Source organism: Collinsella sp. TF10-11AT (assembly GCF_003437565.1).
Lineage (GTDB): Bacteria > Actinomycetota > Coriobacteriia > Coriobacteriales > Coriobacteriaceae > Collinsella.
Map to the genome: position 1 here is coordinate 12777 of NZ_QSQW01000001.1, position 23075 is coordinate 35851.

At 58.3% G+C, this 23075-nt stretch carries 21 protein-coding genes; 12 read left to right on the forward strand and 9 right to left on the reverse strand.

Annotated elements, in window-relative coordinates:
• Positions 1-14 precede the first annotated feature (14 nt).
• Entirely contained in the window at positions 15-995 is a 981-nt protein-coding gene (guaA, locus tag DXC99_RS00060) for a glutamine-hydrolyzing GMP synthase (RefSeq protein ID WP_082435590.1), read from the reverse strand.
• A 297-nt stretch (positions 996-1292) separates the two neighbouring features.
• Here guaA and DXC99_RS10395 point away from each other — a divergent pair, with 297 nt between their 5' ends.
• The gene (locus DXC99_RS10395) at positions 1293-2297 is read left to right on the forward strand and encodes a helix-turn-helix transcriptional regulator (RefSeq protein ID WP_055252404.1); all 1005 of its coding nucleotides are present in this window, start codon (positions 1293-1295) and stop codon (positions 2295-2297) included.
• A gap of 155 nt (positions 2298-2452) precedes the next feature.
• Positions 2453-6820 (forward strand): hypothetical protein, encoded by a 4368-nt coding sequence (locus DXC99_RS00070; protein ID WP_117628860.1) that lies wholly within the window; start codon positions 2453-2455, stop codon positions 6818-6820.
• A gap of 90 nt (positions 6821-6910) precedes the next feature.
• Here the strand turns inward: DXC99_RS00070 and DXC99_RS00075 are convergent, their stop codons facing one another.
• From DXC99_RS00075 to DXC99_RS00085, 3 genes are all read right to left on the reverse strand, one after another.
• Positions 6911-7495 (reverse strand): hypothetical protein, encoded by a 585-nt coding sequence (locus DXC99_RS00075; protein ID WP_117628861.1) that lies wholly within the window; start codon positions 7493-7495, stop codon positions 6911-6913.
• Between the two features lie 9 nt (positions 7496-7504).
• A complete protein-coding gene (locus DXC99_RS00080; RefSeq protein ID WP_055252407.1) occupies positions 7505-7735 on the reverse strand; it encodes a helix-turn-helix transcriptional regulator in 231 nt (76 codons plus the stop codon).
• Between the two features lie 270 nt (positions 7736-8005).
• On the reverse strand, positions 8006-8566 hold the full coding sequence (locus tag DXC99_RS00085; RefSeq protein ID WP_055252408.1) for a sugar O-acetyltransferase: 561 nt from the start codon (positions 8564-8566) through the stop codon (positions 8006-8008).
• A 234-nt stretch (positions 8567-8800) separates the two neighbouring features.
• Between DXC99_RS00085 and DXC99_RS00090 the strand changes: the two genes are divergently transcribed.
• The gene (locus DXC99_RS00090; protein WP_055252409.1) at positions 8801-10798 is read left to right on the forward strand and encodes a type IIA DNA topoisomerase subunit B; all 1998 of its coding nucleotides are present in this window, start codon (positions 8801-8803) and stop codon (positions 10796-10798) included.
• Between the two features lie 45 nt (positions 10799-10843).
• Positions 10844-13084: a DNA gyrase subunit A gene (locus tag DXC99_RS00095; protein WP_117628862.1), complete on the forward strand. Its 2241-nt coding sequence runs from the start codon at positions 10844-10846 to the stop codon at positions 13082-13084.
• A 99-nt stretch (positions 13085-13183) separates the two neighbouring features.
• Here DXC99_RS00095 and DXC99_RS00100 read toward each other — a convergent pair whose 3' ends face one another.
• The 3 genes from DXC99_RS00100 to DXC99_RS00110 form a co-directional block, all read right to left on the reverse strand.
• Positions 13184-14473, reverse strand: a complete 1290-nt coding sequence (locus DXC99_RS00100; protein WP_117583295.1) for an ATP-binding protein — start codon at positions 14471-14473, stop codon at positions 13184-13186.
• 180 nt (positions 14474-14653) lie between these two features.
• A complete protein-coding gene (locus tag DXC99_RS00105; RefSeq protein WP_117583296.1) occupies positions 14654-15184 on the reverse strand; it encodes a flavodoxin family protein in 531 nt (176 codons plus the stop codon).
• 204 nt (positions 15185-15388) lie between these two features.
• Complete coding sequence (locus tag DXC99_RS00110) at positions 15389-15943, reverse strand: TetR/AcrR family transcriptional regulator (protein ID WP_117628863.1); 555 nt, start codon at positions 15941-15943, stop codon at positions 15389-15391.
• A 143-nt stretch (positions 15944-16086) separates the two neighbouring features.
• Between DXC99_RS00110 and DXC99_RS00115 the strand changes: the two genes are divergently transcribed.
• The 4 genes from DXC99_RS00115 to DXC99_RS00130 are packed head-to-tail and all read left to right on the forward strand — an operon-like array spanning position 16087 to position 18591.
• Complete coding sequence (locus DXC99_RS00115; RefSeq protein ID WP_199408825.1) at positions 16087-17052, forward strand: hypothetical protein; 966 nt, start codon at positions 16087-16089, stop codon at positions 17050-17052.
• A gap of 3 nt (positions 17053-17055) precedes the next feature.
• On the forward strand, positions 17056-17463 hold the full coding sequence (locus tag DXC99_RS00120; protein WP_117628865.1) for a hypothetical protein: 408 nt from the start codon (positions 17056-17058) through the stop codon (positions 17461-17463).
• Between the two features lie 34 nt (positions 17464-17497).
• Positions 17498-17755, forward strand: coding sequence for a hypothetical protein (locus DXC99_RS00125; protein WP_117628866.1), 258 nt, complete (start codon positions 17498-17500; stop codon positions 17753-17755).
• Positions 17743-18591 carry an NAD-dependent protein deacetylase, SIR2 family gene (locus DXC99_RS00130; RefSeq protein WP_117628867.1) on the forward strand — a complete coding sequence of 283 codons (849 nt, stop codon included), beginning with the start codon at positions 17743-17745 and terminating at the stop codon, positions 18589-18591. Before DXC99_RS00125 ends, DXC99_RS00130 begins: the two co-directional genes overlap by 13 nt.
• Positions 18592-18674: 83 nt before the next feature.
• On the opposite strand, the gene DXC99_RS00135 is transcribed toward DXC99_RS00130, so the two are convergent.
• A complete protein-coding gene (locus DXC99_RS00135; RefSeq protein WP_117628868.1) occupies positions 18675-19235 on the reverse strand; it encodes a TetR/AcrR family transcriptional regulator in 561 nt (186 codons plus the stop codon).
• Positions 19236-19378: 143 nt separating this feature from the next.
• On the opposite strand from DXC99_RS00135, the gene DXC99_RS00140 reads away from it, so the two are divergent.
• The 4 genes from DXC99_RS00140 (at position 19379) to DXC99_RS00155 (ending at position 21952) form a co-directional block, all read left to right on the forward strand.
• Positions 19379-19579, forward strand: a complete 201-nt coding sequence (locus tag DXC99_RS00140; RefSeq protein WP_089572807.1) for a hypothetical protein — start codon at positions 19379-19381, stop codon at positions 19577-19579.
• The gene (locus DXC99_RS00145) at positions 19576-20265 is read left to right on the forward strand and encodes a radical SAM mobile pair protein A (RefSeq protein ID WP_117628869.1); all 690 of its coding nucleotides are present in this window, start codon (positions 19576-19578) and stop codon (positions 20263-20265) included. Before DXC99_RS00140 ends, DXC99_RS00145 begins: the two co-directional genes overlap by 4 nt.
• Positions 20253-21161 carry a radical SAM mobile pair protein B gene (locus DXC99_RS00150; RefSeq protein WP_117628870.1) on the forward strand — a complete coding sequence of 303 codons (909 nt, stop codon included), beginning with the start codon at positions 20253-20255 and terminating at the stop codon, positions 21159-21161. Before DXC99_RS00145 ends, DXC99_RS00150 begins: the two co-directional genes overlap by 13 nt.
• A 242-nt stretch (positions 21162-21403) precedes the next feature.
• Positions 21404-21952, forward strand: coding sequence for a GNAT family N-acetyltransferase (locus DXC99_RS00155; protein WP_089572802.1), 549 nt, complete (start codon positions 21404-21406; stop codon positions 21950-21952).
• 345 nt (positions 21953-22297) lie between these two features.
• Here the strand turns inward: DXC99_RS00155 and DXC99_RS10455 are convergent, their stop codons facing one another.
• Positions 22298-22507 carry a hypothetical protein gene (locus DXC99_RS10455; protein ID WP_233505628.1) on the reverse strand — a complete coding sequence of 70 codons (210 nt, stop codon included), beginning with the start codon at positions 22505-22507 and terminating at the stop codon, positions 22298-22300.
• Positions 22508-23075 lie beyond the last annotated feature (568 nt).

Consider the following 23075-nt stretch of genomic DNA (forward strand, 5'->3'; position numbering starts at 1 on the left):
CCAGCTGAGTTAGCTTACTCCCACTCGACCGTGCCGACGGGCTTCGGCGTGAGGTCGTAGCACACTCGGCAGATGCCGGGAACCTCGGCGGTGACGCGAGCGGTAATACGCTTGAGCAGCGCCCAGTCGAGCTCGGGCACCTCGGCGGTCATGACGTCAACGGTGTTGATGCAGCGGATGATGCAGGGCCAGTCGTAGGCGCGCTTACCCTCGCGCACGCCGGTGGCGCGGAAGTCGGGCACGACGGCAAAATACTGCCAGATGGTCAGACCTGCCTTGTCGATCTCCTCGCGCACGATGGCGTCGGCTTCGCGCAGCGCCTCAAGACGGTCGCGGGTGATGGCGCCAAGGCAGCGGACGCCCAGGCCAGGACCGGGGAACGGCTGACGCTCAACCATGTTCTCGGGCAGGCCGAGCTCGCGGCCCACGACGCGCACCTCGTCCTTGTACAGCAGCTTGACGGGCTCGCAGAGCTCAAACTGCAGGTCATCGGGCAGGCCGCCCACGTTGTGGTGAGCCTTCACGCCATCCTGGGACTCCAGGATGTCGGGATAGATGGTGCCCTGGGCGAGGAAGCTAACCTCGTCGCCAACCTTGCGGGCCTCCTCCTCGAACACGCGAATGAACTCGGCGCCGATAATCTTACGCTTGGCCTCGGGCTCCTCGACGTCCACGAGCTTATCCAGGAAGCGATCAGTCGCGTCAACATAGACCAGGTTGGCGTCCATCTGGTTCTTGAAGACGTCGACGACCTGCTCGCTCTCGCCCTTGCGCATCAGGCCGTGGTTCACGTGCACGCAGATGAGTTGCTTGCCGATGGCCTTGATGAGCAAGGCCGCGACAACCGAGCTGTCAACGCCGCCCGAAAGGGCCAGCAGGACCTTCTTGTCGCCGATCTGCTCGCGGATTGCAGCGACCTGCTCTTCGATGAACGCCTGGGCAAGTTCGGGAGTGGTGATACGCACCATGTCGTCGGGACGCTTGTTGGGATCCATGCAGAGCTCCTTTTCGGTTCGATGGGAATGCGTTACACGTATGCAAACGCACCGTCACATGACCTCATTATATGCAGAACGAGATGCGTTTCCCATCGCTGCGACAGAGCTTTTTACAGGGGTGGTATTTTTTCCTAATGTCGAGGTCAGCTAGGCTTCGGTAGCCACCTTGGGAGCATCGCCAATAGACTCTTCCTTTATACGTTCGGCACAATCGTAGGCGATACCCACAAATTCAAGTCCCGAGCAACAGGAGTACAATTGCTGCTATTGTTGCCAGCTGTTGGGAGATGGAAGATGGACTGCGATGGCTACCCATGCGTTCCCATGCCGTTGATGTGCACTGCCTTTGTGCCGGGGCAGATGGACGCTGCGGTTGCAGGCATTTCCGACCCCGATTCGCGCGCCATTGCCACGGCAGAAGCGCTGTACTTTCGCGGACAGGCCACCCTTGCTGCCAAGACGGCGCGCCCCTATCTTGACGCCACCGATCCCGCACTGCGCTATTCCGCATGCTTTATCTGCGGATACGCCAGTCTGTCGCTCAACCGTATCGCCGACGCCCGCCGGTGCCTTGCGGGCATCCTCGATACGCCAACTGACGAGGAATCGCCCGCCGTCCACGCCACGCATATCCTGTTCGCCTCGGCCGCGAGCGTCCTGCTGCACTTGCCTTCCCCGTATTCTGCCGAAGAGTTTTATCCGCTTGCGGCGCATCTGCCCGAAGGCCTGCGCTTGTTCGCCAGCTACGTGATGGCGCATGCCCTGTACCTGCGCGGCGAATATGGCCGCAGTCTGGGCATGGCGGAAAACGCCCTAATTATGAAACAGGGAAGCTATCCCATCTCGGAACTGTTCCTGCACCTGGCAGCTTCCATGGCATACATGAGTCTCAAAGACGTCGACGCCGCAAAAGCGCATTTTGGCGCCGCTTGGGACATTGCGCGCCCCGACGGCCTCATCGAGCTCATCGGCGAGCACCACGGCCTTTTACAGGGGCTCATCGAGGCGTGCCTAAAAACGCAATACCCTGACGATTTCGCGCGCATCATCGAGATCACGTACCGCTTCAGCTACGGCTGGCGGCGCATCCACAACCCCGATTCGGGCGAGGACGTGGCCGACGATCTAACGACCACGGAATTCACCATGGCCATGCTCGCCTGTCGTGGGTGGACCAACGCCGAAATCGCACGCCATATGGGAGTATCGCCGGGCACCGTCAAAAACCGCCTATCCGGCGTATACGCAAAGCTTGGCATCGGCACACGCGCCGAGCTGGTCGCGCATATGTTGCGTTAGCGACCGGGCTGCCAAGCGCATCGAACGCGTTCCGGAACCCAGCGCTTCGCTCGATCAATTTGGACATTTTGGCCATCGAACGGCACTACCGCCACGAAGCGTCTTCTCGCAAAATTGGATTATTTCCACCGATATTTGCGGGATGGGAGCCCAAGATGCTTGATCGCCGTTCGTTACTTGTTGCTGGAGCGTCCTCGCTGGCGAGCATCATGTTGCCTCGCGTGCCGGGAAGCGAAAATGCCTTCCTGCTGCCGTTCGCGCCCACCGCGGCCTATGCCGACGAAGAAGATCCCTTCAAGGTGCTCGTTCTCTCGCGCACCATGTTTGGTGTAGTCGTGGTCGACGTCGCCAACAAGAATACGCCCATCGCAGGTGCCCAGGTCACGCTCACATCGCGCTATGCCGTAGGCAAGCAGCTCACCGCCACGACCGATGACGAAGGCACGGCCATCTTTGAGGTCGCCCCTCTTTCGGAAGACTACGTGGACGAGGCAACGCTTCTCGACGCGTACGACTTTAACGGCGGCATCTCCATTAGCATGGCGGGCTACCGCGATGTCGAGATTCCCCTTGCGCGTATCCAGGGCGGCACCGCCATAACCGCACCCACACGTCCGCTGTCCGACGGCGAGCCGTACTTCCGCCAGCTCACATTCGACGAATGGGACATCCAGTACGCTGATGCCACGTTCATGGCATTGCCGAAGGACGACGCGGCAAACGACCAACCCGACACGCATGCCTTTATTGTACAGGCACATCTGCCACAGGGTGGACAGGCAACGCTGCACATCAACAAGGTAATGCCCGCCACGGGTAGCTCGCCCGAAACCGTCACGCAGATCGGCCAGATCAAGGCCAGCGCATCAGGCGCGGATAATCTGGCGACGTTCACACTCGAAGACAAGTTTCTCGACGCGGCATCGGGCCTTCTGGAGGAAGGGTGCAAGCTGCGCTTTGTCCTCGACTATCAGGGCAAAACCTACACGCTCTCATCCCCCATGGCCGTTGTCACCGCGCCGGCCGCAAAGGCGGAATCGGGCTCGACCACTATCGTCCCCACTACCATGGACCAAGAGGTCACTCCGTTTGATTTCCCCGCGGCGTTTCCCGGCATCGGCGGCAATAAGTTCACGTGCTGGATACCCACATTTCCGATCCTCTTCGATTTCTCGTTTGCTGGATACGTGCTGTTTGGCGGAGGATACAAACCAGCCAGCTATATGAACGATTCGGGCAATCCGGATCCGGAGTACTGGAAGAAGTCACCGCGCGAGTCGGGCGCCAAGCAGGCAAACCGCTACCTCGACGAAATGGAGGGGAAGTGGAATCAGTACAAAAGTATGAGTGCCGGTTCGGGCACCGATCCAAGAAACACCAAGCTCCTTCGCCACCATTGCACGCCGCTGTTCACGATGGATATCGCCACACAGCTGTACGGCTCGCTCGCCTACGATTGGGTGGGCAAAACCTGGGGTGACAACAACGACCCCGCATACGGCAATATTAAGGCCCTCTTCCAGGTAAGAACCGACCTCAATTGGACCGAGCAGTTTACCCTAGGACCGGTGCCGTTTTTCCTAAACGTCAACCCCTGGGTGCTGGCAAAACTGGCGCTCGCCGTGGGCGCCCACACGCACGGCAGCGGCGCGGCGTTTTTCAAGAACATTTCGCTCGACTATTCCAACACGTCGGGCTCGTTCACCATCCAGATCGGACTTGCCGTCACCTTTGGAGCCGGCATTGCAGGCGTCGCTTCGTCCGCTGTGCGTGGCGCCGCATCCCTCACACTGTTCATTGGGTACGAGAAGGCAGATGGACACCAGCTTCCGCGGCTGCGCGTAGGTGCAGACGTCGATGTCGATGTGATACTCCAGTTCGTAATGTTCAAGTGGACCACCAAGGCTTGGTCGGGGTCGTGGCCCACACTCATCGATTCGTGGAATATGTCGGTGAACAATGGCGACCAGTATGTGCTCCAACGCTCTGAGCTGGCATTGGGTGGAGATACGCCTTACACGCTGGATGCCTGCTTCGGCACGCCCGGCAACACCGAGGCAGGTGGTGTGCCGCAGTTTATCGCATCGGCCACCATCGTCACCAACGCCGAGCTGCTCGCACGCGCCGAGGTTAAGGCCACTGCCGTAAACGCCGCGCCTGTCGTGCGCGATTGGGATCAAGCGGTCACGCGCATTGAGCTCGAGGCGGATTCAGAAAGCGACGACACGGGACAGATCGAGCATTTCGTCCATGCACTGGTAGAGAACGACGAAAATGCCGCACCGATGTATGAGTACACCTACATCGGTCAGTCAACGAACGCCGTTGCGGACCCGAACGCCAATTCTGCCGGCGTGTCGGAGGACGAGCGTGGCGGCGTCAAACCCTCGAGCGACAACGTGCTGTTTTCCGGCGTGCTCAGCGAAGCCCACATGAAGCTAACGATGATTGCCGGCGTAGAATACCTATTCCGTATCGCCTCGGTGCGCTACGGCGAGAATGGCCGCTCGCGCCTAGTGGTGCACACAAAGGCAAACGGCACGTGGTCCGCTCCCGCGCCCGTGGACTTTCCCCTTGGGTTTGGCGAGGGCGACGTGGAGCGCGACGGCATATACGATTACGACTTCGACGTAGTGGAATATACGGACGGAAGAGGAAACCAAGACGCCTACGTGTTGCTGGTCTCGGGCGAGCGCCGCGACGGCGACAACACCCCTTTCGATGCGGCGAGCACATCCGGCATACTGTCCGTTGTGCGCCTGCACATAAGCAACGACGGAGTTCGCGTGATATCGCACACGTCGTGGCGCAGCATCTCGCGCGGCCGCCTTCAGGAGGATGGCTACCATTGCCTGCAGTGCCCGCGCATCACGGTAGGCAAGACGCTGGTCGACGGACGCCTGTCGGGTGCCTACCTCCACCGCCGCGGAACCACCGCAGAAAAGTCGCTCGGCAGCGAGGCCGAGGTTGCGCTAGAATGCTTTACCCTGTGGTCGGATGATTTGGGCGACAGCCTGACGTTCCGCCAAGTTCTTCGCTTTCCGCAGGCACCGTCGAGTATCGAGCTGAGCGAGCCCGAGAATATCAACGGCAAAATGGTGGTGCCCGTTGCGTACGAGACCGCAGACGGTTGCGGCTGCGCATCGTACGCCGTGATCGGCCAGTCCATTGCGGGCTGGGGCGTTATGCCACCAGACGCCACGGTACCCCATGCGGTGCCGTGGCCGCAACATTCGGGCTTTTTGGCCACCGTCAACGAGCAGCTGCAGCATATTACTTGGACGCGAGGCGCATCGGCATTTGCAACGCAGCCCGTGGGTGCCGCAGGCTGTGGCCCGGCGTCGTTTAGCGTAAGCAACAACGGCAGGTGCGTGCTCTATGTAGAGAACACCGATGGCAAGGTGGGACAAACCTACGACGAAGAAGGCAACCCGGTAACAGTGATGGGCAAGCACTTCCGCATCTTCGCCAGCACCTTGGCAGGCGATCTGTTCACGGAGCCGTTCGTGATGTGCGAGCTGGACCATCCCGTCGATCAGATAACGACATTTTTGACGTCGGGAGGCATGCTCTCCGCGCTCGCCACGCACATTGTGAGCGCGGAGAAGAGCGAGGCAGAGCTGCACAGCATCGAAGTGCCCTTGGTGGCGTGTGCCACTCCGACGGGCGCGGTCGCTACCTCAGGCGCGGTGGTGCCCGGAGCAGCAGGCGAATCCTTCATGGTCACGGTGCGAAACGACGGCAACACTTTGCTGACCGCCGGCACGATCGATCTGTACCGAGAGGGCTCCAGCCAGCCGTTCTCCAGCGCATCCATCGGATTCGGAGCGAACGCACGCATGGCTTCGATCTACGATCCAGAGCTTGCCGAAGATACTTCGGCCAACGACATGGCACACGTAAAGTACGCGCTCGAGACGCTGGGCGCGCGTTTTGCAACGCACCCGCTGGTAGCCGACAACGGCAACGCCGTGCTGGCACCGGGTTGCACGGCACAGTTCCGCATGAGCTTCGCCATCCCCGAGAGTTGGAGCGACGAAGTGGGCAAACGCGTAACGCTGTATGCGAAGGCACGTAATCTGGTGGCGCTCGATCCCGTAACGCTCGGGGAAATTCGACCAGGCGCGAACTCGGCGCTGGGTGCCGTACTGCACGAGCTTCATGTGCCCGACGCGGCATGCGAACGCTCAGAAGTTCAGGTCGGCGTATGCGATAGCGCGGATGCGACAGGACTTCACGACGCCCCGATGACGGCAGACGGCGATGGTGGCTCGAGTGGCGGCGGTACTGACGAGGGCGGCGGCTCCGGCGGAAGCAGCTCCGGCAGTGGCAAAGACCACGGCAATAACAAGCGCTCCGGAAAAGCGGGCGCGCTTGCGGGCACGGGCGACAGCAACGTCCCCCTAACCGCAGCCGCAGCAGCGCTCGCCGCAGTTGGTGCCGGCCTTGTCGCCTACAGCGCCCGCCGCACGGCGCTCGAAAAAGACACCGCCAATGAGGACAATTCGGATAGGCCTCGCTAGCTCCTAGTTACTTTTGTGAGAGGCGCCGACTCGGCTCATCGAACATCAAAATGGGCTGGTTCTGAATACCCAGAGCCAGCCCATTGCGCATTAAATGTCGTCTGAGGAGTCGAGTTCTGCCTCGAGCTTGGCACGGCGTCTTTTCGCCGTGAAAAACGTTGCGCACAGGACAGCAAACGTGGCCGCGAAAATCGTCGCACCGCAGAACACGCCCGTGACCAGGTTCGCCAACCAAAAGACGCTTTCGAGCGGTACGATCTGCGCCTCAGCGATACAGCGCATTGCGGCAATAACAAGCGCGAACGCGGCGCCGCTAAGACCGCTGACAAGCAGGAAATATCCAACAGGAAGATGCTCGGTTTGCCCAAAACGATTGGTATCGACATAGCCCTTCCGCATTTGCAGTCCTGCGCAAATCAACATCACGAGAACGAGCCACAAATACATGGCTGCCTCGAACGGCGTTGCAAAGCCATGCGGCATTTCACTAGCGTCGCTGTGAACCCACGTAACCTGTCGAGCTATAAACTGGTAGAAAAAGATCATCAACATGCCAAACGAAAGCAGCACGAAGCCAATCTTGTAGATCTTCGCGTTCTCAGCCTCCAGGCGTTCATCCTTTGGGCCGGCATATTCACGCCACTTTTGCACGATTTTCAGATCTTCATATTTCATAGTGAACTCCTAAAGAGCATTAGGGTCGGCGTCGGTTTCGTCTTCCCAAAACAAGTCGTTCAACGTAACGCGCAGCGCCTTACAGATTGCCACGCACAAATTGAGCGTGGGGTTGTAGCCGCCCGCCTCGATAAGGCCGATGGTTTGGCGCGTAACGCCCACGGCTTGGGCTAAGTCAGCTTGCGAAAGGCCAGCCGCCGCGCGTGCCGCCTTCATGCGTAGGTTCTTTTTGCCCGGCATGGAGTTCCTTTCGTAGTAATGGACAGATATCCGTTGCAACATGACAGAAATATATTGCATCCTTCACAAGATGTCAACTATATCTGTCATTATGGAAACCATGTCCGCCATCGCCATGTGGACATAACAATTTCGATTCGCTATTCAATCTTACTCGGACAAAACCGAGTCGGAAGGACCCGAGTAAGTGGAACTTATCAGCATGGCCAACGCGCACGCCAATAACCGGATTTGCCGGAACCATGCGTGCCCCATCGTTTAATAGCTCCGTTATTGTTCGATGATCTTCTTGACGACCGCGGGAACGCCTGCCGCCACCACGTTGTCCGGAAGGTCTTCCGTCACGACGCTGCCCGCGGCAATTACGCAACCGCTGCCGATGGTAACCCCCTGCAACACGGATACGTTCGCGCCAAACCAGCAGTTATCGCCTACAACAATAGGCAGAGCCTTCTCGAGACCCAAGTTGCGGTCCTTTGCCTTTAGGGGGTGCGAAGCGGTGTAGAAGCCGCAAAACGGCCCGATAAACACGTTGCCACCAAAGGTGATAGAGCCGCCGTCCATAAAGTAGCAGCCATGGTTTACAAAGCAGCCCTCACCAAAGCTCGTCTTGCTCCCGTAGTCAAAGTAGGCAGGCGAAAGGACCGTCAGCCCTTGCGGAAGATCGGTATCGAGCAAGGATTTCAAAGCGTCAAGCTGCGCGTCGCTTCCGGGTTTTGCCATATTAAAGTCATAGCAGAGCGCCTCCGCCTTTGCGCGTTGCGCCAGGAGCTCCTCGTCAAAGTTGGCATCATGCCACTCCCCGCGCTCCATCTTCTCTTTCTCAGTCATTGCGCCCCCTCAAACAACATGCAGTCTTGATGCGGCAATTCTACCAGCCGATAAGCCACGGTTTTAACACGAGCACCACGCCGCGCAGGGAATGACCGCAGAAGCTAAAGGTCACCGACTCCGAACGCGCGTTCGATGGAATTCGTGTTAGTTGGAATCGTCCGAGGCCTGGGCTATGCTACCTTGACTATCTATATGACTACAACGCAGCAAAGGAGCATCGAGAGAGCGAGCATGGCAAAAAACACCGCAAACTATGGTAACGACAGTATTCGTCAGCTCAAGGACGAGGAGCGCGTACGCCTGCGCCCCGCCGTTATCTTTGGCTCGGACGGACTCGACGGCTGCGCGCATGCCGCCTTCGAGATCCTGTCCAACGCCGTTGACGAGGCGCGCCAGGGCTACGGCAAGCTCATCACCCTTACCGCCTTTCGCGATGGTTCCATTCAGGTAGAGGACAACGGCCGCGGCTGCCCGCTCGACTGGAACCCCTCCGAGAAGCGCTTTAACTGGGAGCTCGTCTTTTGCGAGCTCTACGCAGGTGGCAAATACAACAACAACCAGGGCGGCGACTACGACTTCTCGCTCGGTACCAACGGCCTGGGCTCGTGCGCGACCCAGTACGCATCCGAGTACATGGACGTCACGGTTTGGCGCGACGGCAACAAGTACTCCCTGCACTTTAAGAAAGGCAAGGTCGTTGGCGCCAAAAAGAAAGCGCTTGAGATCGAGCCCAGCGACGAGGACCGCACCGGCACCACCATCAAGTGGCGCCCCGATCTTGAGGTCTTTACCTCGATCAGCATTCCCCACGACTGGTATCGCGAGACCATGCGCCGCCAGGCCGTGGTCAACGCCAACGTGACCTTCCGCCTGCGCATTGAGGGCGACGATGGCGAGTTTTCCGAAGAGGATTTTTGCTATCCCAAGGGCATCGAGGACTACGTGCTCGAGAAGGTCGGTACCGACTACCTTACCGAGCCCTTCTTTATCGAGGCTGACCGTCGCGGTCGCGACCGCGAGGACCTGCCCGATTACAACGTCAAGATCACCGCGTGCATGTGCTTCTCGCGCACCTTCATGATGCAGGAGTACTACCACAACTCGTCATGGCTCGAGAACGGCGGTTCGCCCGAAAAGGCCGCCCGTAGTGCTCTGACCAGCGCCATCGATGCCTACATCAAGCAACAGGGCAAGTACAACAAAAACGAGAGCGGCATTAAGTGGCAGGACGTCCAGGACTGTCTGGTGCTGGTGACCAACTGCTTCTCCACCCAGACGTCCTACGAAAACCAGACTAAGAAGGCCATCAATAACCGCTTTATCCAGCAGGCGATGACGGCATTCTTTAAGGAGCGCCTCTCGACCTATCTGATCGAGAACAAAGACGCCGCCAACAAGATCATGGAGCAGGTGCTCATCAACAAGCGCTCGCGCGAGAACGCCGAGAAGACGCGCCAGAGCATCAAGACCAATCTGCAGCAGAAGACCGACATGGCCAACCGCGTGCAGAAGTTCATCGACTGCCGCTCCAAGGACAAGAGCCGTCGCGAGATCTACATCGTAGAGGGCGACTCGGCAGCAGGCGCCATCCGCACCTCGCGCGATGCCGAGTTCCAGGGTGTTATGCCCGTCCGAGGCAAGATCCTCAACTGTCTGAAAGAGGACTACCCGCGCATCTTTAAGTCCGACATCATCATGGACCTCATGCGCGTGCTGGGCTGCGGCGTAGAGATCAAGGACAAGCGCATCAAGAACCTCGGTGCTTTTGACCTGGATAATCTCAACTGGAACAAGGTCATTATCTGTACGGACGCCGACGTCGACGGTTATCACATCCGCACGCTTGTGCTCACCATGCTCTATCGCCTGGTGCCCACGCTTATCGACGAGGGCTACGTGTATATCGCCGAGTCGCCGCTCTACGAGATCAACTGCAAAGAGAAGACCTACTTTGCCTACACCGAGCTCGAGAAGAACGGCATCCTCAAGGAGATTGGCGACCAGAAGTGCTCGATCAACCGCTCCAAGGGTCTTGGTGAGAACGATCCGGACATGATGTGGCTCACCACCATGAACCCCGAGACGCGCCGCCTGATCAAGGTAGAACCCGAGGACGTCACCAAGATGGAGACCATGTTCAACCTGTTGCTGGGCAACGACGAGACGGGCCGCAAGCGTCACATCTCCGAGCACGGCAAGGAATACCTGGACCAGCTGGACCTGCAGTAGCAGCAAATCGATAACGACGGCCCATAAGAAGTTCAAGAGGAAATCGTGGCAAAGAAGAAGACGAAGAACCAGCCCAAGAAAAAGCAGGTCAACGCCGAGAACGTCATCGGCCTGCACTCCGAGGTCACCGATCAGCCGATCACGCAGACGCTCGAGGTCAACTACATGCCCTACGCTATGAGCGTCAACGTCTCGCGTGCGTTCCCCGAGATTGACGGCTTTAAGCCCTCGCACCGCAAGCTGCTCTACACCATGTACAAGATGGGTCTGCTCAAGGGCGAGCGCCAGAAGAGCGCCAACATCGTGGGCCAGACCATGAAGCTCAACCCGCACGGCGACGCCGCGATCTACGAGACGATGGTGCGCCTGGCCACCGGCAACGAGGCGTTGCTCGCCCCCTTCGTTGAGTCGAAGGGCAACTTTGGCAAGTACTATTCGGGCGACCTGAGCTACGCCGCCTCGCGCTATACCGAGGCCAAGCTCTCCCCCATTAGCGCCGAGATCTTCAAGGACATCGACAAGGACCCGGTCGACTTCGTCGACAGCTACGACGGCGCCATGAAGGAGCCACGCCTGCTGCCCACCACGTTCCCCAACATCCTCGTCTCGGCCAACAAGGGCATCGGCGTCGCCATGGCATCCGATATCTGCGGTTTCAACCTCAACGAGGTCTGTACCGCCACAATGCATTACCTGCAGGATCCCGACTGCGACCTGCTCGAATACATGCCCATGCCCGACTTCTCGACCGGCGGCGAAATTATCTACCGCCGCGAGGAGATGGAAAAGATAATCGAGACCGGCCTTGGCAGCTTCCAGATCCGCTCCCGCTGGCGCTGGATTCCCGAAGAGCGCATCATCGAGGTCTACGAGATCCCCTACACCACCAAAACCGATGTCATCATCGAGCGCATCGTCAAGCTCTCCAAAGAGGGCAAGGTCAAGGAGATTGCCGACATCCGCGACGAGACCGACCTCTCGGGTCTGCGCATCGCCATCGACCTTAAGCGCGGTGTCGACCCCGACAAGCTCATGGCGAAGCTCTATCGCTCGACCACGCTGCAGGATTCGTTCTCGTGCAACTTTAACGTGCTGGTCGACGGCTATCCCCGCGTTATGGGCGTGCGCCAGATCCTGCACGAGTGGGTCAAGTGGCGTATTGAGTCCACGCGTCGCCGCATTAACTTTGACCTGGGCAAAAAGTCCGAGCGTCTGCACCTGCTGCACGGCCTCGAGGCAATTCTGCTCGACATCGACAAGGCCATCGCCATCATCCGCGGCACTAAGCTCGAGGCCGAGGTCGTGCCCAACCTTATGAAGGGTTTCGACATCGACGAGACCCAGGCCGAGTTTGTTGCCGAGCTCAAGCTCCGCAACATCAACGAAGAGTACATTCTCAACCGCACCAAGGACATCGCCAAGCTCGAGGGCGAGATTGCCGAGCTTGAGGAGATCCTCTCCAGCGAGGAGAACATCAAGAAGGTCATCAGCGACGAGCTAGCAGCGGTCAACAAGAAGTACGTGATGCCGCGCCGCACGGGCAGGATCGAGCCCCATGAGGTTATCGAGGTAAGCTTGGAGCCCGAGGTCGAGGAGTACCCGGTCACCATCATGCTCTCGCGCGATGGCTACCTAAAGAAGATGACGGACCGCGTGCTCAAGAAGGCGACCACGCTCAAGTACAAGGACGGCGACAAACCCTTTATCGAGTTCCCGTCCTCCAACACCCACGAGCTGCTGGTCTTTACCAACAAGAGCCAGGTGTACAAGTGCAAGGTCGCGGCGTTTGAGGACACCAAGTCGGCCCAGCTGGGCTCGTACCTTCCGACCGATCTTGAGATGGAACCCGACGAGAGCGTCATCTGGGTCATCGACCCCGAGGACTACAAGGCCGACGTGCTGTTCGTCTTTGAGAACGGCCGCGTGGTGCGTGTCGCGCTTTCTGGATACGCTACCAAGACCAACCGCAAGCGCCTTAAGAACGCCATCTACGGCGGCAGCAAGCTGCTGTATGCGCAGGTGCTCAAGGAAGACCGCGACCTCGCGCTGGTCTCGAGCGACTACCGCCTGATGAACTTCAACACGTCGCTGCTCAAGACCAAGACGACCACCAACACGCAGGGCGTCCAGGCTTTCACGGCCAAGAAGGGCCGCTCGGTCACCACTGTCGGCACGACCGAGGAGATTCTTGGCGCCGGCGTCTCGGCCGAGAAGTTCACCGCGCAGAGCCTGCCCTCTGCCGGTGCCCTCATGAAGGAAAACGACATGCCGAGTTTGTTTGACTAGGACGACGGCGACCAAACCGTCATGGTTTAACTAAGCAGCGGGGCCCGGAGCGCAGTAAACGCTGCGCCCTGGGCCCCATGCATTACACCAGCATCATCCCTATAGACAAAATGCCGCATAAAGTGGAACAGACATAAGCCCATCATTCATTCCAAAGGGCTTAGTCGATAGCCTGATAAGGCGTACGCCCGGATGGGTCTTTTTAAGTGAGGACAGGCTTCGAGATCTTGTGTTCTCTCCCGCCTTGACTTCAATCGCAGACAAGCATCCCTGCTTCTCTACTACAAAGTCGATTTCCGCACGATTATCTCGCGCCCAATAATGCAGCGGATAGCCCATGGCTGAAAGCTGTTGGGCGACGTAGTTTTCGGTAAGTGCACCCATGAATGTGCCGCCGATGCCGGCAAGAATATCGGCGCGTTGAGCACCGGCCTTGGAGACGAGCAGCCCTGTATCCGCCTGATAGATTTTAAAAGCAGAAGGGTTAACGAAGGCCTCTAAAGGGCTTTCGATCTGCCCGACTAGGCTGCAGCGCGCCACCGTACCCGACAATACAAGCCAGTCGAGAGCATCTCCAAAGAGAGACGCATTGCCCCCCGCTCGCACTACCTTGTATTGAAATTTGCGATTCTCTTTGGCAAGCTGCTGTGGAATGGAATCGAAGCACGCACGCGTCTTTGCGCTCAAGCGTTCATCAGCATATTTATTGGTGTCGGCGGAATATCCGTCGAGAATAATCCGATGCTTTTCGGCCACATCAATGATTGACTGATCATCGATATACGTTTGGACCGCCTCGGGCATTCCGCCAACAACAAGATACTGTCGATAGAGCCTAAGCGCCTTTTCATGAAGGCTTGGCGCAAGAGGACCCATTAACTCGAATGACGAGCGTATCTCATCGACCAGCTGATCGTGCCCCATTGCCCAGAGAAACTCCTCGAAATCGAGTGGAGTCATCTCGATCAAGTCGGTCTTTCCGACGGGGAACGAATACGACTGATGGTTAATGGCAACCCCAAGAAGCGACCCGGCAGCCGCAACGTAATACTCGGGAGCATCTTCGCAAAAGTATTTAAGGGAAGTGAGCGCTTCCTCGCATGCCTGGATCTCGTCAATGAACAGTAAGGTTTTGCCAGGCACGATACGCTGTCCCGTACGAGCCTCGATCGCGCGCACAATCGAATGAGGGTCAAGACCGCCCGAAAAATCCGCTCGCGCCGACCGGTCGTTCTCAAGATTAACGTAGACAACCGATTCGAAAAGATCCTGGGCGTACGTTCTGAGCAAATAGGTCTTGCCACACTGGCGCACGCCTTTGACCAGCAAAGGTTTTCTATCAGCTCTGTCTCGCCATTCCCTAAGTAGCTCGTCTGCCTTGCGACGCATACGCAACCTTCCCTCATTAACTTCTGTTTGACAATATTTTAACGCGGATTAATTTGTTTTCAGTTATTTTTCTGCGTTTAAAAATTGTTCTATACGGCGCTTGAGGGAATGCGCCCCTATCTCTCGGTAAGGACAGCAAGCATTTCCACCAACACCGATTGCCATGCGCTCTTCTTGCCCTTAGGCGAGCTTGCGAGCGAGCTCTCGCACCTCTTCCAGCTTGGGCGAGGAGGCCATGCTGTCGCGCTCGGTCATACCGCTGATGGTGACAATGCCCTGGTCCTCCCACTTGCAGTATGCGCACGTGGACTTGTACATGGCGATCGCCGCATCATAGACGCCCTCGCTGTGGCTATCGAGCAAAAGGGCCGTCTTGGTGAACGGGAAGCCCGTAGCACCGAAGGCGTACAGGCGGTCGATGACAGCCTTCTCCTGCGCAGTGATATCGAACCAGTAGATAGGCGAGGCAAAGACGACCATATCTGCGTCTTTCAGCGACTCGATCACGTTGACCATGTCATCCTTCTGCACGCAGACGCCCTCATGAGCGAAGCAGTACTGGCATCCCAAGCAGCCGGCGATCTTCTTGCTGGCAACGCGGACGACCTCGACCGTATTGCCGCCCTCACGCGCGGTCTCGGCAAACGCCTCGACCATGGTATCGGTATTGGCGCCCTTACGCGGGCTGCCGCTCAATACAACGATATTCATAGGATTCCCTCTCCTTCATGCTGCAGGCGCGCAGCATTTTTTCTTGTAACCAAAACAAATGGGGTTAATCAATCGCCAGCAGGCCATATCTCTTGCTCAAGTTCCCTAAAGAAGCTCAAGGCGATTGCAATTGCCTTATACAACATCGAAAACCAAAGAGGGGCCATAGCAACGTCGCCTGCCCGAAATGGCCTGCGGTTAAAATCAACTACGGGGATCGTGACGAGCCGATACCGCCCGCATGCCCCCTTCGGAATAGGCGCTGAGCAGCTCCTGAGCGTGGGCAAACTCGGGCCCTCGCCTCCAACCGAGCAGGCGGTTGACCGCGAGATTTCCCTGGACGTTGTGGACGAAGAGCAGATAGGCGTCCTCGCGCGAAAGCCCAGTCTCCTCCATGATCGAGGGAACCATCTGCTCGGCGCCGCGCTCGACGACGCGCTGTGCCACCCGGGCGTACGCGTCGTCATCCGAGTAGAGCAGATAATAGTCATCGTTTGCCGGCGGACGCTGGCAGAGGGCACCCGCCTCCGTTCCCTCGAGCGGCGGCACCGCCGCCAAGGCCTCGTCGATAAGCGCGTCGAGCAGGGCGAACTTGTCCTCGTAGTGCAGATAGAACGTGCCACGGTTGATATCGGCGCGGCGGCAGATATCCGCTACCGTCATCTTCGCGAAGCCGACCTCGGCCAGCAGCGCGAAGAACGCCTCCCGTATGACCAAGAGTGTATAGCGTCGGCGACGATCGATCTTCCCCGCTTCCATTACCCCTCCAATTGTAACGCTCGACAATGCCCGGCAAACGCTCGTTTATCGACAGCAGGCCGAAGCTGTTCATTGCTCTTTAGCAAATCGACATGGATACTTTTTATAGACACCTGTTTATAATAGCTGAAAGAAGGTATCCAGTGACCCTGTACGAGCAGCTCGTTATCGAGCTCACCAACCAATCGTTTTCCCTTCAGGCCGCCTACCGCAGCGGCGGCACGCCCTATGAGCTGAGTGACCGCGAGCCCGAGCCCTACGACCAGCAAATCAGGGACTTCGCCCGCATGATCGAGGAAGCCGATTGCGTGCTGGTGGGCGGGGCCTCTGGGCTCTCCGCGGCGGGCGGCGGCGACTTCTATTACGAGGACAACGCAACCTATCGCAGGCATTTCGGCAAATTCGCCGAGCGCTACGGTTTCAAGGGCGCTTTCGAGGGGTCGTTCTACCGCTGGCCCACCGCCGAGGCGCGCTGGGGATACCTCGCCACCTTCCTCGACACCACGCTCAACGCCCCGCTGCGCAAGCCCTACAAGGACCTCGACGCCATTATCGCCGAGAAGGATTTCTTCGTGCTCACCACCAACCAGGACACGCAGTTTGTGAAGCTCTATCCCTGGGAGAAAGTGGCAGAGATCCAAGGCGACCACCGCTTCTTTCAGTGCTCCCACTGTTGCACCGACGAGGTGTGGAACGCGGTCGAGCCGGTCTCCCACATGGTAGAGGCCATGGGAGACGGTCTGGAGGTTCCGACAGAGCTCGTGCCGCGCTGCCCGCACTGCGGGGCAGAGGCGTTCCCCTGGGTTCGCGGCTACGGCAACTTCCTGCAGGGCGAACTCTACGAGGAGCAGTACCGCAAGGTGTCCGACTGGCTCGACGCGCACGCACGGCAGAGGATCCTCTTCCTCGAGCTGGGTGTGGGCCGCATGACGCCCGCGTTTATCCAGGAGCCGTTCTGGGCCCTCACGGCGCAGTTACCGCAGGCCAGCTACATCGCCGTAAACAACAAGACGCAGTTTCTCCCCCGCGCGATCGAGGATCGGGGGCTCGCCGTTCGCGCCGACATCGCCGACGTGCTCGCCGACGTGCGCAAGACGCTGGGGAGGTAGCGCATGGAGACGGCGAAAGCAGTTCGCATAGGCAGGGCGCTAGCCGAAGCGGATCTTGTCATCATCGGCGCTAGCAACGGACTCGACATGGCGGAGGGGCTCAACCTTTTCTGCGCCGATGCTCATTTCCAAGAGGCGTACGGGGACCTCGCCCAGGCAGACGGCATCGGCTGCATACTGCAGGGGCTCGCTTCCCCGGATGCCAGCGTGCGACGCCGATGGGCCGAGCGGTTCCATCAAAAGGAGTATCTCGAATATGAGCCCGGCTCGCTCATGAACGGGCTGCGGCGTCTTACGGAGCACGCCGACACCTTCGTGGTCACATGCAACATCGACGGGCACTTCGCGCGCGCCGGGTTCGACGAGGAGCGCGTGCTCGAGACTGAGGGGGGGCACGCGCACGTCGGTTGACGAGCGGCGCCTCGCCCATCCAGACGCCCTCGCCATGACCCAGCTCGACGAGCTCGCGCGTCTTGTGCAAGCCCATCGCAACGGCAGGGTCGCCATCCTCGAACTTGGCGTGGGACTGCACAACGGCGTCATAAAGCGCATGCTCGCCCAGATCGCGAACGCCTGCGAGCACGCCACCTACATCGTGTTCAACTACGGCCAGGCCATGGCGCCCGACGCCTCGTGCGAGACGATTCTCGTTGACGGCGATATGGCCCCGGCTTTCGAGGAGATCGCCCGATGCCACCCCTAGAAAGAGAAGCGCGTAGGCTTCGAAGCCTTATCGACGATGCCGACGCCATCATCGTCGGCATCGGCTCGGGCATGTCGAGCGCCGCCGGGTTCAACCATTACAACCGCGCGGGCATGGCGCGCGCAGGAATGGCGGACTGGCAGCAAGCCTTTGGCTTCAAGAGCCTTTTCGACGGCTTCTACCACCTCTACCCCAGCCTCGAGCAGCAATGGGCCTACTACGCGCGATATATCGATTTCATGCTGCGCGAGCCGACCTCGCAGCCCTATCTCGACCTACGGTCCCTCATCGGCCATAAGGATTACTTCATCCTGAGCACCAATGTGGACACCCAGGTCGAGAAGACGTTTCCCGACGAGAGAACCTGTAACTATCAGGGAAGCTTCGCGCACCTTCAATGCAAGCAGCCATGCTGCGACGAGCTCTTCGACGCGAGCCCCTACGTCGAGCGCATGCTCGCGGGCATGGCGGGGTTCGAGGTCCGCAGCGAGGATGTCCCCCGATGCCCGCATTGCGGCTGGCAGCTTGTGCCGTGGGTGCGCGACGACACGTTTCTGCAGGGTGCGGCATGGCGCGAGAGCCTCGGACGATACGAGCGCTTCGTGCGCGAGCGCAGCGATCGCCGCGTGCTGTTGCTGGAGCTCGGCGTGGGCGAGATGACCCCCGGCATCATCACGCTCCCGTTCTGGAGCATGACCGCGAAGCTGCCGGATGCGCACCTTTTGAGCGTAAACATCTCGGGCGGCTCGGCTCCGTTGCAGCTTGGAAGCAAGGCAGGGGCGATCCAGGCCGATTTGGGCGCCCTGCTCTCGGTGGCGCGGGCAGGTGGCGAGTAACGCGGAGCGGTAGACGCGCAATGAGGTTTTAGCCGCAGCCTCCGAACGAGAGGGCTCGGAGGCTGGTATTCCTGAATCGCAGGTCACGATGGGTTATCGGAATCGCGAAGAGCGGATACCGCCAGTAAGCCCCCTTCGGAATAGGCGTTGAGCAGCTCCTGGGCATGGGCGAACTCGGGGCCTCGTCTCCAGCCGAGCAGGCGGTTGACGGCCAGATTGCCCTGGACGTTGTGGACGAAGAGCAGGAAGGCGTCTTCGCGTGAAAGCCCTGTTTTCTCCATGACCCAGGGAACCATCTGCTCCGCTCCGCGTTCTATGACGCGCTGGGCTACGCGAGCGTATGCGTCGCTGTCCGAATAAAGCAGGCGATAATCGTCGTCTGCCGGCGGACGCTGGCAAAGCGTTGCCGATTCAACCCCCTCAAGCGGGGGAGCCGCTGCCAATGCCTCGTCGATAAGCGCATCGAGCAGCGCGTACTTATCCTTGTAACGCAGATAGAACGTTCCCCGGTTGATCTCGGCGCGGCGGCAGATGTCCGCCACCGTCATCTTCGCGAAGCCGACCTCGGCCAGCAGCGCGAAGAACGCCTCCCGTATGACCGAGAGGGTGTAGCGCCGCCGGCGGTCGATCTTGGTTTCTCCCATCGCCTCTCCAATCTGAGTCGTTTGACAATGTCCAGTAGCTGTTCGTTTATCGACAGGTGCACGCGTTTGTTCATTGCCCCTGCGAAAATCAACAAGGATACTGTTTATAGACACCTGTTTTTTATAGCTGAAAGGGAGCACGGATGACCCTGTGCGAGAAGCTCGGCATCGGGCTTGTCAGCCGATCGTTTTCCCATCGGGCCGTCTATCGAAACGGCGGCACGTCATACGATTTGAGCGATTGCGAGCCTGCTGCTTGCAAGCAAGATATCGAGGCTTTTGCCCGCAAGGTGGGGGAGGCTGATTGCGTGTTTACGGGAGAGGCAGGTAGGCAGGCGTTATGAGCATCTGCATCAAAAATCAGATTCAGAATATGAATATCGTCATCGGCTGCACGGTGGGGTGTCCATATTGCTATGCCCGTAACAATGTGAAACGTTGGCATATGATTGACGACTTCGCTGATCCTGCGTTCTTCCCGAGCAAGCTCAAGATGATGGAAAAGAAACGCCCGCAGAACTTTCTCCTTACCGGCATGAGCGATCTCTCCGGGTGGAAGCTGGAATGGCGAGACGAGGTATTTGCAAAGATCCATGAGAATCCACAGCATCAGTTCCTGTTCCTGACCAAGAGACCCGATTTGCTGGATTTAGATACCGACCTGGAAAACGCATGGTTCGGCGTTACGGTGACGAGGAAAGCGGAGCTGTGGCGTATCGACGCCCTTCGGAAAAACGTCAAAGCAAATCACTTCTTCGTTACTTTTGAGCCGCTATTCGACGATCCCGGTACGGTCGACCTTTCCGGAATCAACTGGATCGTCGTCGGCACCATGACCGGGACGCAGAGCAGGAAGGTTCATACGGAACCGGAGTGGGCATGGTCTTTGACGGACCAGGCGCACGCGCTTGGCATTCCAATGTTTATGAAGGAAGACCTCGTCTCTGTCATAGGGGACGAAAACATGATTCAGGAATTGTCGGAAGAATTCGAAAGAGTGCTGGAGGTGCAGAGAACATGGCGGAAGTGATCGATGGAATCCTCATCAATGAGGTGGAAGCAAAGAACATCATGACCAAGTCCAGCCTGCCGGTAGGCGGCTACTCGGTCAATCCCTATGTAGGCTGCACGCATGCCTGCAAGTATTGCTATGCCTCCTTTATGAAGCGCTTTACCGGACACAAGGAGGAATGGGGCACCTTTCTTGATGTGAAGCATTGGCCGGAAATCAAGAATCCGAAGAAATACGCTGGACAGCGGGTGGTTATCGGTTCTGTGACGGATGGCTACAATCCACAGGAGGAGCGATTCGGGAATACCAGGAAACTCCTGGAGCAGCTGATTAGCAGCGATGCAGATATTCTGATCTGCACAAAGTCCGATCTTGTGGTACGGGATATCGATCTGCTGAAGAGGCTTGGACGAGTGACCGTTTCATGGTCGATCAACACGCTGGATGAGAACTTCAAGAACGATATGGACTCCGCGTCGAGCATCGAGCGTCGTATCGCTGCTATGAAGCAGGTGTATGACGAAGGTATCCGTACGGTCTGCTTCGTGTCCCCGGTATTTCCCGGCATCACGGATTTTGAGATGATTTTTGAGCGAGTAAAGGATCGGTGCGATTTGTTTTGGCTCGAAAATCTCAATCTTCGGGGTGGTTTCAAAAAAGCGATCCTGGATTATATCGCCGAGAAACATCCCAATCTCGTACCGCTTTACGATGAGATCTATAACAAGCGCAACCGTAGCTATTTTGAAGCGCTTGAAGTAAAAGCCGAGGAAATGGCCAAGAAGTACGATTGCCCCTTTGTGGACAACGAAATGCCTTATGGCAGAGTCCCCCAGGGGCATCCGGTGATCGTGGACTACTTCTATCACGAGGAAGTCCGAGGGTCAGATAATAGCGGAAAAAGAAATCGTTAAACGGAAACCGACGACGATTCGCTCGAACGATTAGCGTCCACGCGTGGCTTCTGCCGATTGGCGCAACGGGCGACGGATTAAGGGATCGCTCGGGCGGATGATCCCGCTGCAGTACAGGCGGTCGCTCAATTTAGCGGCATGAGCGTTTTCGCACGGAAAACCAGTATCCCCTGTGCCGAGTTTAATCGTAGCGAATACAATGGGCACTGAGCATCAATCGAAAGTGGTCGATGGAGATGGATATGCAACTGGCAACCGAGCGGCTGATACTGCGCCCGTGGGCCGAAACGGACGCAGAGGACCTGTACAGATACGCGAAGGACGACAGGGTGGGGCCGATTGCCGGCTGGCCGCCTCACTCGAGCGTTGACGACAGCGCCGAAATCATCCGCACCGTGTTTTCCGCGCCGGAGACGTACGCCGTTTGCCTGAAGGAAGACAACAGGGCCATCGGAAGCATAGGGTTGATGATTGGCGCGCGGTCCGACAAGGAGATTCCGGACACTGAGGGAGAAATAGGCTACTGGATCGGTGTCCCGTTCTGGGGCAAGGGGCTGATACCGGAGGCGGTTCGAGAGCTCGTCCGCCATGGTTTCGAGGACTTGAAACTGGACAAAATCTGGTGCGGGTATTTCGACGGGAACGAGAAATCGAAACGCGTTCAGGAAAAATGCGGCTTTGTTTGGCACCACACCCGCAAGGACGTCTGCTGCGAGCTGATGGGCGACATCCGTACAGAACAGATCACTTGCCTGACGAGAAGTGATTGGCTGAGTCAGTCTAAAGCTTGATATGCAACATGGGTTCTGCGAGCAGCTCGCAAACCCCAGGTCGCAAGTCTTCGTCAGCGGTGAGCAAAGTGAGTGGTCTCAGGTGGCTTGCCTATGGGCTGGCGCGCAGGCTGGGGCTTCGCCATTGGAGCGATCGTTTCATGTACTAGCCTTTTCGCACAGCCCATGATTTAAAAATAATTGGTTTTCCGCAAGCAAGGCTTCCAAGTGCCAGGGACGTTTTCCCCGGCTTTTTCTTATCCAGTTGAGCGCACTTGCCGTCCAGGTCGTCAGATAACGAAGGCAAGCAGCATAGTCATTGGGATCGTTCTTAAATGACTAGTCGTTAAAGAACGTCCCCGACCACTAACTATCGCAAGTGACGAAATCGGGCAGGCGGATGCACGAGATAAAGTTGAAGTCGTCTTTCCTCGTGTAATCGATCTCGCCATCGGCGCGGTCTTGCCACCAGAAGCCCTCGAGCGGCGGCACGACGAAGTCGAAATAGCCTTCGATTTCCCGCAGGCCCTTCTTCGACCTCTTGATGGCATAGGCAACGCCGTAGAGCAGCGGCAACGCGCTCTGCTACGCGCCGCCTTCGGCATTGGGATCGCCCTTGCCCCGCACGGCAACGTAGCTCATAGACGGAACGATCAGAATGCTCGGCTTGTCAGGCGGTTTGCCCGCGATGTTGTAGCGCACCGTAGACGCTGATGGAGATGGCTGCGCGCAGGCACGAGTGCGCCGCCGCACCTCATGGCCTGTTTCTCGGGTATTTGGGGCGCGCGGCGTTCAAAAATGCGGAGCGACTCCGCATGGCTCGAGACTGAGCCGAGGTGCCCTACTTCTCGCCCTCCAGCAGCCCCACGATACGGTCGATGTCGACGGCAAAGCGAGGCCTTCCCTCGCGCTCGTAGCGATCGAGGTATGCTTGGCACTCGGAGACAATGCGCTTGGTGTTGCCGTCGATGATGTGCTGGAGCGTCTCGTAGTAGGCCGAGCCCTCGGTCCTGAAGCGGCGCTGCCCCTACAGGTGAGCGATACTCTACGCCTTGCGGCACCCCGTCGCCCACGGAGGTTAAACGTGCACGTAAGCCGTACTCTGAAAGCCGCGGCTTCCGGCAAGTAGTTTTTACCACGAAAA